Genomic DNA, 14,578 nt, shown 5'->3' with positions numbered 1-14,578 from the left:
CAGGGCGGACGACTGCCGCCAGCTATTTTTGCCCAGTCTACCAAGTATTTGGCCCCTAACAAAACGGGCCGCGCAGCCGTTCCAGTTCGGCGTAAGGCGCATCTAGCCAACGTGCCGCCATGGCTTGCAAGGCGGCATCGGCACTGGCCTGCTTTTCAGCGGTATCTGACTGGAAAACGCGTTGGGGATTTTTGGCATCACGGGCTGTAGCAAGGCCTATGGCGCCGCTATCGGCGGCAGTCAAGTTGAGCTTGAAATGGGCGTTGATACGGCTGCCGATGGCATCGGGCAATTCCGTGTAATTGACCAGCATCCCGCCAGGGTATTGCCGGATGGCGCGGGCGGCGGTTTCCAGGATATGCGCCAGCACCCACGCGCCATGTTCCAATGGCCGGGTCAGCAATGCCTCAGGCGGGCACCAGCCGTGCTTGGCTAAAAAACCGGGGATCATGTACAAGGCGGGGATGCGTGATTGCGACACCAGCACTTCCAATGGATTGCGGTACAGAAACAGCCACGGCACCCCAGGAAAGGCGCCCAGGATACGGTCAATATGGCAAATATGCCAACAGTCGGTTTTTATGAACAGCCGCTGGTCATGTGCGCGGCGCGGCTGGCCTAGTGCGGCGACAAGGCCACGTAGCACCGCGCCGCCTGCATCAAGGCCATAGCCAGGTGACGCGACCAGCCATTGCAGCAAAGTGTCCAGCGCCGGAGGTTCGGACAGCACCACGCTGTCAGGCAAGGCGGTTAAGGCTTGGGCGGTCAAGGTCGAGCCACAACGGCTGAGATGGAAAACGATGCCGCGTAACGGCAAACCTGGATGGGAACCGGCACGTTGCGCCAGCACATCCAAGCCCGTGCGTTGCCGGAACAATTGGTTGAAAGGCCGCCGTGCCAAGGTTTGCAAAGTGTCTTGGCAGAAGGGGTCGGTGAAGCGTTCCTGACCCATATAGCCCCAATGGACATAGCCCCGCTGCAAATATAAGGGAACCCAAGCGTCCAATGGGTCATCCGTTATCATGGCAAATCCCTTTCAATCCAGCCGCGTTGGTTTTGCCGCATCATATCCCGCAATTCATGGGTGTTGAGCGTGCGCCCGAAACTATGGGCGAACGCTGTTAAGGTGGCGACAAATTCATCTGGATCAGTGAGGGCAAACAGATGTCCATGGAAATCCGGGTCGTTTTGTACCTGGTGAAACAACCATTCTATGTTGGCGGGTGCGGCCATGTTTGCCGGAACCGTCTCCCCAGCCTTCAAAATCTCCAATAACCAATCATTGACCCGGCAATCCAACACCAAATGGACGCGCTCGGTGTCGCCGCGATTGGCGAAGAAATGCGGCAAGCCAAAATCGGCATACCAACATTCCCCCGCCGCCCAGTGGTAAGGCACCCCATCAATACGGCATTCCACCCCAGGATTGGTGGACACCACCAGATGCAGGCGCACTTCACCAACATCCAGCCCTAAACCATAGTCGCGGTGTTCCTTGATAATCGCACCAGGGGCTAGCCGCAACAGGCGCACCGACAATAAGGGGCAAGCAAATTGGTTTAAGGCTGCTTGGAAATGGGCACAGCGACCCAGCAATAACGTGTCTTGCCAGTTATCGGCGGTCGGGTCGGAATAAATTGCGTTGTGGCTGCCCGGTACGGCGCGTAATGCCACCCCGCTCCAATCGCCTTGATAAATCGCGTTATTAAAGTGCGCTTGCCAGTCTGCCTTAGCAACGGTTGCCAAATCTGCTTGCAGTTTTTGCGCATCGAAACCGAGCGGTAAACGCAGGGGGGTCGCTATTGGGGTCATGTTCATTCGGTAGCCTGCTGTAAAGTTTTGCCGCTCAAGGCCGCCATTCCATTAGGCAGCGTATCCCCTTATCTTCAATGACAGTAAAACCCAGCCTAAGATAAAGCTCTTGCGCACGGTTGGATTGCCCCACATGTAAACGTACCGGCTTATTTAGCGTGGCCGCGTCAGCCAGCATGTTTTTTAGCAGCAAACCACCTATCCCGTGCCCTTGACATTCAGGCAATAAAGCGATGTCAATCAATAGCCAAGCCATTTCGCCCCGGTGCAGATAGAAGCGTCCGACCGGCTGGTTTGCCAGCTTGACGATAAGAAAGTCGGCAGTAGGGTAATAGGTGCGGTAGTGGTGGCGTTGTAAATCAAATTGTTGGTTGATGAAAGCCGCTTTTTGTCCGTTTGTCCAAGGGGCTACGGCGAGTCCGGCTATCCGGCCCGAAGCGTGGAGGTTGCGCAGGAAAGCGTCGTCCGCCGCCGTCTCTGGATGAAGGCTTATGTCTGAAAGTAGGAAGTCCATACGCGTGATGAAGGCCGTAGCAAAGGGTAGGCTGCGAGTCCCTAGCTATCCCTGTTTGTCGGGCAATTTCAATTGAAAATGATCTGGTAAAACGCTTTGTCCGGCTCGAGCCCCCAAGGCGGTGCAACCCGTTCAATATAAACATCGCTCAAAAAGGTTGCCCCATCGACTTCGATAGTAAAAGTCCCTAAATGGAAGCTTGCTGTCAAATCCCCTGTGAGTAGCACGGAAAATGGGGTACGGATATCTTGTGGACGTTGTAATTTGGGGGTTTCGGTGACCGAGTCGATTACCAGGTCGAAACTTAAGCCATCAGGATGGGAGAGCCGGCAAGCCTTACCGATATGAGGATTGAAGTTTTGGGCGCAAACAGTGTCAAGCATAATAAAAAGCCAAATAGTCAAGTTTTTGTAAGTTATTGCCCAATCTACGGAGAATATCCTCAGATTGGGCAAATGGCCAGGATCAATTCCGGCTGGGGAATACTCCGTATAGGGAAATAATGTAGTTTACCGCCAAATAAGGGTTCATGATGTCCACGGGTATGTTGCCGCCGTTTGATGTCCCGATAGAGCCATTAGCCACAGAGGGGCCTATTGTCTGGTCTGTCGTATAAATGACATCTGAGCTCTGGGCAAAGATAGCATTGTTGGGGGATTCCGAAGTTGCCGGCACGGTTGTGGCTAGCAACGTATGGTTGTGTATTGGCATTTGGCTTGTGGTGAGCGTCACACTCTCAACACCGGCTCTTTCGCCTATAACTTGGTTAGACAGCCCTGGCCCTTGGCCTGCGCCAATAGGGACCCGTCCACGCAAATCGGGCAAGGCGAAAGTGTTTTGGCCGTCACCACCATAGGTTGTGCCGATAATGGCAAAAAGCACGTCATATTCTGAAATGGACAACAGGCGTCCGTCGCAGAACGCCCAGCCTCTAGGGGCATAAGTGCCACCAAAAATGATGATTTCGCCGACGTAAGGTTCAGCCATGATAAGTTCCTCGTAGGTTGGGTTGGTATTGGCAGGGTTAGTTGCGTGCAGGGAAAACACCTTGCAAAGCAATAATATAATTGATGCTCAGGAAAGGGTTCATAATACCAAGCGGGAAACCTGACCCTGTTATCCCGATCGCATTGTTGCCCATGGCTTGGTTAGGGACAACTCCTGGCGCATACATTCCCACATTCGCTTCGCTGCCTAACAAAGTGCCTTCAGGAGTATCCGAGTCGGCGGGATTGGCACCGGCCTGCAACGGATGGTTATGTGAGGGTATATTGCTGGTTAGCAGGGTGACATTAGATGACCCGCCAACTTGGCCTTCAACATAATCCGATAACCCAGGGCCTTGCCCCATGCCGATGGCGACACTGCCTTGTAAGTTGGGCAATCCGAAATTCGTTGTGCCATTGCCGCCGTACATCGTGCCCAGTATAGAAAAGAGGGCGGTGTATTGTGAAATGGGCAATAGTTGCCCTTGGCAGAAAGCCCAGCCCCTAGGGGCGAAATTTCCTGCAAAGATACTGATTTGGCCGATAAAAGGTTGGCTCATAAGAATCCTCGTATGTGATGGTGTGGGTGGTGGCAACGTTTCAGTTACGCGAAGGGAATATGCCTCTGACGGCAATAATGTAGCTCAGCGCCAAGTAGGGGTTGCGGATGCTGACCGGTTGGCTTCCCCCCGCCGTGCCAACCGAGCCAGGCGCCATAGTCGTATTGGGGATGCCTCCCGTGGCATAAAGATTGGCGCCTGAGTTCGCACCAAACGCACTGGCGTCGGCGGAAGTTGACGACGCGGCGGCGTCTGTGCCGGACAATGCATGGGTATGGGGGGGTAAACTAGAAATTAATATCGTGACATGCTCGCTTCCGCTTGCTTCGCCTTCCACATATCCCGACCCGTTACCCAACACGGCACGCCCGCGCAAATCGGGCAAAGCAAAAGTTTGGATGCCATTCCCGCCATAGGTGGTGCCAAGAATGGAAAAAAGGGCTTGGTTTTGGGCGATGCCCAGCAATTGCCCGGCACAAAGCATCCAGCCCTTCGGTGCGAAATTACCGGAGAAAAGACTGATTTGGCCGATAAAAGGATTTAGCATAATGGCTTCCTCATAAGTGGGTTGCGCCACCGGAAAAGGGTTTTAGGTGAACTTGCCGCCCGGCGGCTTGCGGCAAGTTCTTGAAGTGGTTTTGTAAGCAATCTGGCAGGCTCTTCCCTTGACGAATACGGCCAAGCCCGTCCATCGGGATTGTAGGGCATGATTGCTTATGCCCTGCCCCTTAAGGCCAAAGGCTTTAGGAACATTGGAATGAGATCAGCACACGGACAGATGCTGCCGGTGCGGTTCCGCTGGCGCGCCAGAATATTCTGTCACTCGAATTAAGGGTCGTACCGGAGGTAGCCGTGCAGCTTTGATCGGCAGCCGCGTTGGTGAAAGTACATTGAGTTGAGGACGCAGAGCCATTCACAAACAATGTGAAGACCGTATTTGTTAATGCGCCCTTGGTGAATCCTTTTAAATTGGACGTTGTGCAACCCACAGGCATGAGCACTTCAAAATTATCTGGTGAACCAGAGCTTAGGAAGGCGTTGGATGCACTGATGACCCCTCCATTCATTGTGGTGGCATAGTTGGTTTGCGTGCCAATATTTGCAAAAAAACTCAGTGTAGGGGTGCTAGATGCAGTCCCATTTGCTGCGAGAGTCACCCGGCCTTTCGCATCGACCGTAATGTTGGCGTTCGTGTAGGCGCCAGCCGTCACACCGGAAGCGGACAGCCGTGCCGCATCCAAAGTGCCGGAGCTGATGTTGCTGGCGTTCAGGCCAGTCAAGCTGCCGCCGTTGCCTGTTGGCGTTAGGTAGTCGGTACCTGCGGTTGCTGCCGCGACATTTGCGCCATTCCCTTTTAACAAGGCGTTAAAGCCGGTAGCCGTCGTCCCTGATAAGGTATTCGGGCCGGCAGCGCCTTGCGGGCCTTGTGAGCCATCAGACCCGTTAGTTCCATTCGTTCCATCAGCGCCCTGCGGGCCTTGGAAACCTTGCGGGCCCTGGAAGCCTTGCGCGCCGTCCGCGCCTTGCAGACCTTGCGGCCCCTGGAAGCCTTGCGCGCCGTCAGCGCCTTGCAGACCTTGCGGCCCCTGGAAGCCTTGCGCGCCGTCAGCACCTTGGAAACCTTGCGGCCCCTGGAAGCCTTGCGCGCCGTCCGCACCTTGCAGACCTTGCGGCCCCTGGAAGCCTTGCGCGCCGTCAGCGCCTTGCAGACCTTGCGGCCCCTGGAAGCCTTGCGCGCCGTCAGCACCTTGGAAACCTTGCGGCCCCTGGAAGCCTTGCGCGCCGTCCGCACCTTGCAGACCTTGCGGCCCCTGGAAGCCTTGCGCGCCGTCAGCGCCTTGCAGACCTTGCGGCCCCTGGAAGCCTTGCGCGCCATCCGCACCTTGGAAACCCTGCGGGCCCTGGAAGCCTTGCGCGCCTTGCGGCCCTTGGAAGCCTTGTACACCAGCAGCACCTTGCGGGCCTTGCGGGCCGGTTCCACCCACTAAGGTTATATCCAGATGGGCGGCATGGCTAGTGTCGGTGTTCTCCTTGCTGTCAATGACCACTTCACCCGCCGTGGTTTCGAGCATGATTGAGCGGGGATCGCTTACGTTGTCCACCCACGTTTTGATGATGTCGGTGACATCCACCTCATACCAAAAATTGCCGGGGGCATTGGTAGCGGGCGTGAAAGGTATGGGGGTCGGGCCGACAGACGGGGCGGTCGCTCCAGTAACCGCCAATTCTTGCCAGGCACTGGAGTTACGGCTAATGGTCAGCAAACCATTGTCGCTGTTGCTCCTGATCCAAATGTGCAGGGTGGCTTTCTCTATATCGGCGGAAGACGTCACGCTGGCGGGAAGGTAACTCGCCAAAGATTTGAATTTCAGCAAAGCTTTTTTGGTGGAGCTATTGGCGGCAAGTGTGGCGGCATGCCCAAAATTCGAATTGATGGACCCTGCTTCCGTTGAAATGTACGAGTCGGCACGGATAGGCACTTCCACCGCCAACAAGGGGGGCGACAGCAAGGCGCATAGGCCGGATAGGTAAAAAGGTTTTAAACGGAAGTTCATGGATGGCTCCTTATCAATATCAATAGCGGACGGATGGGATGGACAAATTGTCAGTGGTTACTACAGGGATATTCATTAACTGGGGGCGGTGGCCCTTTGGGCTGCTTAAGGGTAAACCGGATCTTGCCGCATTGTCATGGGATCTAAGTAAGGGCATATCCGGTTTGAATAAAGCGGGTAGCAATGGCTTATGCCAATGATTAAAGACGTAAGAAGAAGTCTAGCAATTCCAGACTAAAATACGAGGTAACTTTTCACACTTTTGAAAAAAAATGGACTTATTTTTTGCGTCTTGTGAAATGCGGCGTTTTTCCCTTATTGACGGGGAGGGGGATAAATGCTGGGCTTAGAAACAGTGGCTTAACAATCGGGGATTGATGCGCCTGTTATTTTAAGGCTTCCGCTATGCCTTGCAGGAAAGGGTTGCAACCCGTCCCGGCATGTTCCGATTAATTTGCGGGCCGGCGTTCGGCCTACCGCTACGCCACACCGTCCATGCCCCCGCTTTTCGTGGTTTTTGTGGTTAGGAATGGAGACAACGCCCCCTGTTGGCTAATTGATTTCCAAAATCAGCATGGAGATGTCATCTTCAAAACCATCGCCTCCCCGCCATGAACGGATTTGCCCATCCAGCTCACGGATGACGTCACGCATTGCCAGTTCACGGGTTTGCTCAACAAACAGGCGCAAGCGTTCAATTCCGAACATTTCCCCCGTGGGTGATTCGCATTCGGTAATGCCATCGGAATATAAAAACAGGCGGTCACCGGAATGGTAATTGAGCAGCAAGGAGCCATAACTGGCTTGCCCGATAATGCCTACCGGAAGGCCGCCATTGATTATAAATTCTGCGGGTTTGTGCGCTTGCAGATACAAAGGATGGGGATGCCCGGCCTGGCATAATTCGATGGTCTGGGCGAGCGTGTCAATCACGCCGTAAACCATCGTAAAATAAAGTATGTTGGCGGTATTGGTCTGAAATTGCTGGTTCAGGTTAGCGACCACGGAATGTGCGGGCCTGACCAGCAAAGTGCCGGGGTCTTCCGGCACGCTGTATGTCAAATGCCCGGTATTGGTGTCTGGCGACAGTATCCGGCTTAGGGTGAACGACTGCATGGCGGCGGCTATGCCATGTCCGGCCACGTCTAAAATATAAAAGGCGACATGATGCTCATCCAGCGGGAAAAAATTGAAAATGTCACCGGACAAATACGTCGAAGGATGGAACAGCCAATCAATTGTTGCGCCCTGGCCTTGCGCCGCCGCGCTGGGCAACAGGCTGCGCTGCATGGTGGCGGCCATTTTCAGGTCACGGTTGATGAGCTCATGGGCGGCTAGCAGTTTGTCGCTGGTTTCGGTCAAGCGCAGGTTGTTCTCTTGCAGCTTTCTCTCCAAATCCAAGACCCGTTGCCCGGCGCGTATGCGGGCGAGCAATTCATCAAGCTGGATAGGCTTACGTATGAAATCATCGGCGCCCGCATCCATGCCTTGGACTATGGATTGGGCATCATCAAGATACGTCACCAAGATGATATAGGTGTAGCAGGGCAAATTTAAAGCGCGTACCTGCTGGCAAAGCTCTATGCCGTTGCCGCCGGGCATAATCCAGTCCGTGATGACAAATTGGATTTTGTCTTCCAAAATAATCCTGATCGCCGCGTCAATATTGTCGACCGCCACCACTTCGTAGCCCCATTTCTTTAGGCTGCGCTCCATCATCAGGCGGGTGAGCAAATTATCTTCAACGATCAGGATACGCATCATCCGGCAAACCGTTTACTGGCAAGGAGGCCGGGCATTTTTGACTTGCCGCAGCTGGCCGGTTAAATCGGCCACGGCTTTGGCCAGCGCATCCGTCAGTTTTTGGGTATTGGCGGTTTGGTCGCCACGCGCCGTTTTTTCTAGGAAACCCGCACACTCTTTGGCGGCATCGGCGCAAAAATGCATTAAAGTGCCTTTTATCGCGTGTGCGGCATTTGCCACCGCCAGATGGTCACCTTCAGCCTGCGCCCTGCTTAACTCACGCAGTTGCTTGGGGGCTTCGGTTAGAAACAGGCCTATCATGTCGTACAACAAGCCTTCATCGCCATCCAATTGCTTAAGGGCCTGGCTTTTATTCCAAACTGGCACGCCCTTATCACCCACGGCCTTTTCATCGTAAGGGGCGGCATCGCCGCTGGCTTGTGCGCCTAACCATCTCGCCAGCACATCCATTAACTGTCCGGAAACAATCGGTTTGGCCAAATAATCATCCATGCCGGCAACCAAACATTTTTCCCGCTCACCTTCCAAGGCGTTTGCCGTAAGCGCAATCACGGTTTGGCGGGGCATTGCCTCGCGCCTTTCCAGCAAGCGCAGTTCACGGGTCGCGGCATAGCCATCCATAACCGGCATTTGGCAATCCATTAAGATTAAATCGTAACTGTTTTGCCCGGCCTTATTCAGGGCGATTTGGCCATTCTCGGCAACGTCGGGGACAATGCCGAAGGTGTTAAGCTTGGCAATAATGACCTTTTGGTTGATCTTGTTATCTTCAACCACCAATACTTTTTTGCCATGATAACTGGGCAACTGGATTGGTGGCCCGACGGGTTTCGCCAGTGCCTCCACACACTTTAAGGCATGGACAACCACATCAAATAGCTGCGATTGCCGGACGGGCTTTAACAGGCGTTGCACAATCGCGGTGTTTTGATAATCATCAAGGTCAAACAGGTCACCCGAGGAAATTAATACAATCGGGATTTTGGCCAAGGTGGGGATTTGCGCCAAACATTTTGCCAGTGTCAAACCATCCATGATGGGCATTTGCACATCCAGCAAAATTAAATCATAGATCACGCCATGCAGCGCCGACGTCTGCAACTGCATCAGGGCGGCACTGCCATTATCCACTTCAGTGACCGCCAGCCCCCAACTGCTCAGATAGTTGGTCAGGATATTACGGTTAGTCGCATTATCATCAACCACCAAGGTGCGTTTGTCGGCAAGGTCGCAGCTAAGCTCTATGGGCTCGAGGGATTCGGTGTATTCCAGCGGCAGGACAAACCAAAAGCAAGTGCCCGCCCCTAAGGCGCTTTCCATACCAATACGCCCCCCCATCAGCTCGACCAATCTCTTGCTGATGGAAAGCCCTAGGCCAGACCCGCCAAAGCGGCGTGAGGTGGCGCTTTCAGCTTGCGAGAAAGGTTTGAATAACTGCCGCTGGGTGTCTTGGGAAATGCCGATGCCGGTATCGTGGACTTCAAAACGCAGTTCGTCCTGGTTTGCGGTGAGGGGCGAGCGGGTGACGTTGACAAAAATTTCGCCACGTTCGGTAAATTTTACGGCATTGCCGATCAAATTGGTCAGCACTTGGCGGATACGCATAGGGTCGCCCCGCCAGCGTAGGGGCATAGGCACGGGCAAGGAACAGTTTAACTCCAGGCCTTTCGCATAAGCGCGGACCGCCAGCAAGGCGCAAATATCGTCAACCAAATCCACCAAGTTAAAATCGACTTGCTCAACGGCGAATTTTCCGGCTTCCAGCTTGGAAAAATCGAGAATATCATTGATGATGTCCAGCAGGGCTTCCGCCGAACTATGCGCGGTCTCAACCCAGTCCAGTTGCGTGGACGTCAATTTGGTGTCGCGCAGCAAGTCCAACATGCCCAGCACACCATTCATCGGTGTGCGTATCTCGTGGCTCATATTGGCCAAAAACTCGCTTTTCACCAATGAAGCCTGCATCGCCAAATCACGGGCGGTTTCCAACGCGGTTTTGGCTTCTTCTTGGCGCACCGCCAAAGCGACCATTTCGCCTACCGACTTCAGCATGGCAAGGCGGCCCTCGGTTTGCAACGGATAAGGGTCGGTACACAAGAACAACACACCCAGCACACTGCCGCCTGACGCCAACGGCACAAGATAATGGCCGTGCGCCTGCATATCGAGCAAGTCATGGTCATGGCTTGCGGGGCAATAGCAATCATCAGCGACCTCTATTTCACCTGAGGCCAACACCCTTCCTGCCAAGGAAGCCGGGTTATGGATATTGCTTTCCTGGCCGATGTATTCCTCACTTAAAGCCCCGCTTAGCACGAACAAGCTCAAGCCGCCGTCATCATTATTGCGTAAAAACACCCCGCCTTTCTGTTTTAAACCGGACGATTTTAGGCTAAACAGGATGTCCAGCACTTGTTTGAGGCGGGCGTCCAGCGGGACGGATTGTTGCAGCACTTCGGACACGTTCAATAACACCACGCTATCGGTAATATCGCGCTGGATTTGGACGTAACCGGAAAACGAGCCATCTTTATTGCGGACAGGGGAAATACCGACATCCGCGTTGTAAAAACTGCCGTCCTTGTGTTTGTTGACTATTTCACCTTGCCAATGCTCGCCATTCATGAGCGTTTGCGACATTAGCCCATAAAATGCCTGGTCATGGACGCCTGACTTTAAAAGGTCGGTGGGCTTGCGCCCCAAGGCTTCTTGGAAACTGTACCCCGTCAGTGTGGTGAACGCCGGGTTTATCCACTCAATGCGGTCTTCACGGTCGGTGATGATAATGGCGTTGGAGGTGGCCTCTAAAGCGGCGACCAATAACTGGTTGCGGGTTTCCACGTCGGCCCGGTGCAAAACATAGCGCATGGTCCGCACCAAACTTTCATAGCCGGCCTCATCCTTGGCAATGTGCCCCTTAGCGCCCGCTTTTACGGCGGTTTGGGTAAAATGGAGATCCTCATCATCGGCCAGCACGACAATGGGCACCGAACCAATGGCTTGTTTAATTGAGCGTATGGCCGGCAAGCCTTGCGCATCCGGCAACGACAAATCCAAAAGGACAATATCGAAATGGAATTCGGCTATTTTTTCCAAGGCCTGGGCTAAGGACACCACCCAAGTGACTTCGAAGCGCATATCCCTAGCCCGCGAATCCACGGTTCTTTGGGGGGCTTCTTCCGGCCCCCCCGCCCTGATGACCTCAAACGGTATTTCCTTAAATTGCCGCAAACAAATGTGCATGCGCTGGGCATCTTCCGGGGTGTCTTCCACTAACAGCACACAAACAGGTTTTGAACGGCTCATGCGTTTTCCTGGTTACGGATGGCCGGCATGGGCCAATGCCTCACGGGGCCCCGAATGCCTCTAAAGCCGCTGGCCGGGCCGGCAATATTTCAAAAATGGTATGCAAACGGGTCAACTCGATCAACGCCTGCACCACGGGGCTGGTGACTAAAACCAAACGCCCCGGCTTTAATTGCATGGCCTTAAACGCCGAAATAAGCACCGCGCAGGCACTGGAATCAATAAAAGACACCTGATCCATGTCAATGACCAGCTTGCCTTGACCATCATCAATTAAGGCTTTCAAGCGCTCGCGCACTTCCGGTGCGTCGGCCATGACAAAACGGCCTGATAACGCCACGATGTCAATGTCGCCATGTTTTTGTTCGTTCATAACCATAGTAAAGGGCTCCTATAAAATAGTTGGTTGCTTTAAAACTGTTTAAGCAAGGTCAGGATATTACGGTGCGCATTGGGTTTAGCCGTGGCGACGCTTTCATGATTTTCTCCAGGAAACAATACGCGCTCCCGTTCGACGCCCTCAATAATTTTGTAAAAATAGCTGTCGACGCTGGCATTGATGATCCACCAGCCCCGCCCGCCTTCCGCCTCGAAATCGGGCAAAACTGGTTCGGGCAGGGCCGCCATTGAATCACCGTTGTCGATGATCTCAATCCGTAATTGCCTATCTTGCCGATACCAGCACACGGTGATCTCATGCCCGGGTTGGTTATGGTAAGCATGGATAACCACATTATTCAAGGCCTCAACCGTTGCGCACTGCACATCAAGCGCACATTTTTCATTGCCGGTCGCGTACAGGCAAAGCGCATGGAGGGCTTCGCTTAACAGTGAAACCTGTTGGGCAGTGCTGGCTATTTTTAGTGTGACGGAATCCGCCACGTTAGCTGCCGCAAGCATCCTGAACGCCCCTTCCCGTTCAGGAAAACCAAGCTTTGCGGGAGAACAGCGCCTGCCAAGCTTGTATCAGATAGCGGAAATCATGCCGGATGCTGAAATTCGCCCAATAAAATGAATCGCTCATTAGTTTTTCTTCATCAGGCGCATCGGCCGGGATGGCCAATTGCGTCGGCCCCAGCAAACCGGCCGGGGCTTGATCGGCGAATTTCTCCCACTCTTCAGTGCGTTGCAAAGCGGCTTCGACAGTCACCGGTAACGCCCCGACCAAACGCAAATCACCGCCGACAACCGCGAGCACGCGCGGCAAATAACGCAATACAGGGACGCTGACATTGCAGGCCCAAGCGGTAAATTCCGCCCGTTGCGGCAGGCCAAAATCGTCCAGTTTAATTTTGTTGCCGCGCAATAGCTGTTTGGAAAAGGGCGCCACGGGCCTTTGCAGCAGCACCAGCAAGCCTGCCAACCCCCACAACGGCAGGCTAAGCAGCAGCAGCACTAATCCGGCCAGGCGGTTATAAACCTCACCCAGGCCTTTGTTGATGGGGCTAACCGTCAAATCGGCAAGCAAAAAAGTATCGGTGATTTTTAAAACCGCCCCGTTATCCACGCGGATCAGCTCATTGCCGCGCACAATCGCATTGCGCAATTCGACCAGTTCACCGATATAGCTGTGCGGCAGGATCACGGTGTTTTCAATACTGGCCCGGCGGTCGATGATCACGTTATCGCCTATCACCACCTCCCCGTTAAATTCCACGGAAGGGTGCAGGCTACAGTAGGCGCCAATCAAGGCAACGCCTTGTTTGACATTTTGCGGATACGCCTCGGAGTTGCGGCCTTGGGTCATGCCTAAAGCAGTTTGCAGCCCCGGCAACAGCAGGGAAATCCTCCCTGCGGCGGCATCTAAATTAGCTTGGTGGAAATTTTTCAGGGAGTCGAGTTTGGCGACGGCACCTTCCAAATCAATTTGGGCTGAAGGCTGGCGTGTTTCCACCCAACCCAGGTTATCGAAGGCCGCATGACGGAGGTCGCGGCACAGCATCACAAAAGCATTTTCACCACTGAACCGGGCCTGCACGCCCGGCACGTCAAGCGTTTCCGCTTGTGCCAAAAACGAGTTTATCAATCCGCTACGCACGACATCGCCACGCAATATTAAAAACGGCACGGAAGGCGGATTTTGCAAACCCGCCAACACTTGCGACGGCGATTCTTCGCCGCGGCTGGTACTGTAGGTCAGGCGCATGCCCCAGCGTTCGCCTGAGCCAAAGGCTTCTTTGACGGCTTCGGCGTGCGGTGACACAACGATATGCGCTTGCCGTAAACCCGCTTGCACCAAGGCTTCCAGCGTATGTTCCAGGACGGATTTGCCTGCCAACGGCAAGAGGGGGACGCAGGTGCTGCCGGTCAGCGGCAGCAATTCCTGGCCTTTCCGGTCGGCTAAAATGATGGCGTCCATCAGTACGCCCCCCTGCTCAACAATACGGCGGGAATGGTTTGCAGCAACAATTTAATGTCCATCCAGACCGACTGCGATTGGATGTACTGCACATCGAGCTGCACTTGCTGCGGGAACGGGATATTGGAACGCCCCGAAACCTGCCAAATGCAAGTGATGCCCGGGATCACTTCGAGCCGTCGCCGGTCTTCCAAGGAGTATTGGTTGACTTCGGACGGCAAGGCGGGGCGGGGGCCGACCAAGGACATGTCGCCTTTCAGCACATTCCACAGTTGCGGCAATTCATCAATCGAGGCTTTGCGGATGAACTTGCCGACCGGAAAAATGCGCGGGTCGTTTTTCATCTTGAAAATCACCCCGCCCGTCATTTCATTTTGCGCCATGATTTCTTTCAGGCGTTCGCCGGCATCCAGATACATGGAACGGAATTTCCACATCGTGAACAACTTGCCCCAACGGCCGACACGGGTTTGTTTATAAAACACCGGCCCGGGCGAGCTTTTGTAGATCAACGCCATAATCACCAGAAACAGCGGCGTGAGTAGGAACATCAAAATGAGGGACGCAATGATGTCGATCAGGCGTTTGACAAAATAAGTGCCGCCGATGACACCGCGCCATAACCAACGTTTAAACTGCATGCGCAGGGAAATCCGGCCTTTCAGGTAAGGCAAGCGGCTGTAGCGGCGCAGCAATTCGTTGCGCAATTCCTCGTCATTCAT

14 protein-coding genes are annotated in these 14,578 nt (G+C 54.1%); all 14 read right to left on the bottom strand.

Annotated elements, in window-relative coordinates; all coding sequences use genetic code 11:
• Positions 1-55: 55 nt before the first annotated feature.
• On the bottom strand, positions 56-1,024 hold the full coding sequence (locus METMI_RS0109855; RefSeq protein ID WP_019866121.1) for a hypothetical protein: 969 nt from the start codon (positions 1,022-1,024) through the stop codon (positions 56-58).
• The gene (locus tag METMI_RS23620; RefSeq protein ID WP_019866120.1) at positions 1,021-1,818 is read right to left on the bottom strand and encodes an aspartyl/asparaginyl beta-hydroxylase domain-containing protein; all 798 of its coding nucleotides are present in this window, start codon (positions 1,816-1,818) and stop codon (positions 1,021-1,023) included. Before METMI_RS23620 ends, METMI_RS0109855 begins: the two co-directional genes overlap by 4 nt.
• Positions 1,819-1,846: 28 nt before the next feature.
• On the bottom strand, positions 1,847-2,326 hold the full coding sequence (locus METMI_RS0109845; protein WP_019866119.1) for a GNAT family N-acetyltransferase: 480 nt from the start codon (positions 2,324-2,326) through the stop codon (positions 1,847-1,849).
• Between the two features lie 68 nt (positions 2,327-2,394).
• A complete protein-coding gene (locus METMI_RS0109840; protein ID WP_019866118.1) occupies positions 2,395-2,709 on the bottom strand; it encodes a DUF6916 family protein in 315 nt (104 codons plus the stop codon).
• 82 nt (positions 2,710-2,791) lie between these two features.
• Positions 2,792-3,313: a phage tail protein gene (locus METMI_RS0109835; protein ID WP_019866117.1), complete on the bottom strand. Its 522-nt coding sequence runs from the start codon at positions 3,311-3,313 to the stop codon at positions 2,792-2,794.
• Positions 3,314-3,350: 37 nt separating this feature from the next.
• Complete coding sequence (locus METMI_RS0109830; RefSeq protein ID WP_019866116.1) at positions 3,351-3,872, bottom strand: phage tail protein; 522 nt, start codon at positions 3,870-3,872, stop codon at positions 3,351-3,353.
• A 40-nt stretch (positions 3,873-3,912) separates the two neighbouring features.
• Positions 3,913-4,419, bottom strand: coding sequence for a phage tail protein (locus tag METMI_RS0109825; protein WP_019866115.1), 507 nt, complete (start codon positions 4,417-4,419; stop codon positions 3,913-3,915).
• Between the two features lie 196 nt (positions 4,420-4,615).
• Positions 4,616-6,427 carry a DNRLRE domain-containing protein gene (locus METMI_RS25420; protein ID WP_019866114.1) on the bottom strand — a complete coding sequence of 604 codons (1,812 nt, stop codon included), beginning with the start codon at positions 6,425-6,427 and terminating at the stop codon, positions 4,616-4,618.
• A 552-nt stretch (positions 6,428-6,979) separates the two neighbouring features.
• Positions 6,980-8,191 (bottom strand): PP2C family protein-serine/threonine phosphatase, encoded by a 1,212-nt coding sequence (locus tag METMI_RS0109815; RefSeq protein WP_029151592.1) that lies wholly within the window; start codon positions 8,189-8,191, stop codon positions 6,980-6,982.
• Positions 8,192-8,203: 12 nt separating this feature from the next.
• Positions 8,204-11,497 carry a response regulator gene (locus tag METMI_RS23610; RefSeq protein WP_019866112.1) on the bottom strand — a complete coding sequence of 1,098 codons (3,294 nt, stop codon included), beginning with the start codon at positions 11,495-11,497 and terminating at the stop codon, positions 8,204-8,206.
• A gap of 40 nt (positions 11,498-11,537) precedes the next feature.
• Positions 11,538-11,876 carry an STAS domain-containing protein gene (locus tag METMI_RS23605; protein ID WP_019866111.1) on the bottom strand — a complete coding sequence of 113 codons (339 nt, stop codon included), beginning with the start codon at positions 11,874-11,876 and terminating at the stop codon, positions 11,538-11,540.
• Between the two features lie 32 nt (positions 11,877-11,908).
• Positions 11,909-12,397: an ATP-binding protein gene (locus METMI_RS23600; protein ID WP_019866110.1), complete on the bottom strand. Its 489-nt coding sequence runs from the start codon at positions 12,395-12,397 to the stop codon at positions 11,909-11,911.
• 19 nt (positions 12,398-12,416) lie between these two features.
• A complete protein-coding gene (locus tag METMI_RS0109795; RefSeq protein WP_019866109.1) occupies positions 12,417-13,856 on the bottom strand; it encodes a nucleotidyltransferase family protein in 1,440 nt (479 codons plus the stop codon).
• Complete coding sequence (locus tag METMI_RS0109790) at positions 13,856-14,578, bottom strand: sugar transferase (protein ID WP_019866108.1); 723 nt, start codon at positions 14,576-14,578, stop codon at positions 13,856-13,858. Before METMI_RS0109790 ends, METMI_RS0109795 begins: the two co-directional genes overlap by 1 nt.

The sequence above is a fragment of the Methylovulum miyakonense HT12 genome, assembly GCF_000384075.1.
GTDB lineage: Bacteria > Pseudomonadota > Gammaproteobacteria > Methylococcales > Methylomonadaceae > Methylovulum > Methylovulum miyakonense.
The sequence above is the reverse complement of the archived record's forward strand: the minus strand, read 5'-3'. Positions and strand labels throughout refer to the sequence as shown.

What these genes read in the sequence shown, in the direction of transcription:
- METMI_RS0109855 (WP_019866121.1), bottom strand. Translation starts at nt 1,024, where the DNA reads ATGATAACGGATGACCCATTGGACGCTTGGGTTCCCTTATATTTGCAG.
- METMI_RS23620 (WP_019866120.1), bottom strand. Translation starts at nt 1,818, where the DNA reads ATGAACATGACCCCAATAGCGACCCCCCTGCGTTTACCGCTCGGTTTC.
- METMI_RS0109845 (WP_019866119.1), bottom strand. Translation starts at nt 2,326, where the DNA reads ATGGACTTCCTACTTTCAGACATAAGCCTTCATCCAGAGACGGCGGCG.
- METMI_RS0109840 (WP_019866118.1), bottom strand. Translation starts at nt 2,709, where the DNA reads ATGCTTGACACTGTTTGCGCCCAAAACTTCAATCCTCATATCGGTAAG.
- METMI_RS0109835 (WP_019866117.1), bottom strand. Translation starts at nt 3,313, where the DNA reads ATGGCTGAACCTTACGTCGGCGAAATCATCATTTTTGGTGGCACTTAT.
- METMI_RS0109830 (WP_019866116.1), bottom strand. Translation starts at nt 3,872, where the DNA reads ATGAGCCAACCTTTTATCGGCCAAATCAGTATCTTTGCAGGAAATTTC.
- METMI_RS0109825 (WP_019866115.1), bottom strand. Translation starts at nt 4,419, where the DNA reads ATGCTAAATCCTTTTATCGGCCAAATCAGTCTTTTCTCCGGTAATTTC.
- METMI_RS25420 (WP_019866114.1), bottom strand. Translation starts at nt 6,427, where the DNA reads ATGAACTTCCGTTTAAAACCTTTTTACCTATCCGGCCTATGCGCCTTG.
- METMI_RS0109815 (WP_029151592.1), bottom strand. Translation starts at nt 8,191, where the DNA reads ATGATGCGTATCCTGATCGTTGAAGATAATTTGCTCACCCGCCTGATG.
- METMI_RS23610 (WP_019866112.1), bottom strand. Translation starts at nt 11,497, where the DNA reads ATGAGCCGTTCAAAACCTGTTTGTGTGCTGTTAGTGGAAGACACCCCG.
- METMI_RS23605 (WP_019866111.1), bottom strand. Translation starts at nt 11,876, where the DNA reads ATGGTTATGAACGAACAAAAACATGGCGACATTGACATCGTGGCGTTA.
- METMI_RS23600 (WP_019866110.1), bottom strand. Translation starts at nt 12,397, where the DNA reads ATGCTTGCGGCAGCTAACGTGGCGGATTCCGTCACACTAAAAATAGCC.
- METMI_RS0109795 (WP_019866109.1), bottom strand. Translation starts at nt 13,856, where the DNA reads ATGGACGCCATCATTTTAGCCGACCGGAAAGGCCAGGAATTGCTGCCG.
- METMI_RS0109790 (WP_019866108.1), bottom strand. Translation starts at nt 14,578, where the DNA reads ATGAATGACGAGGAATTGCGCAACGAATTGCTGCGCCGCTACAGCCGC.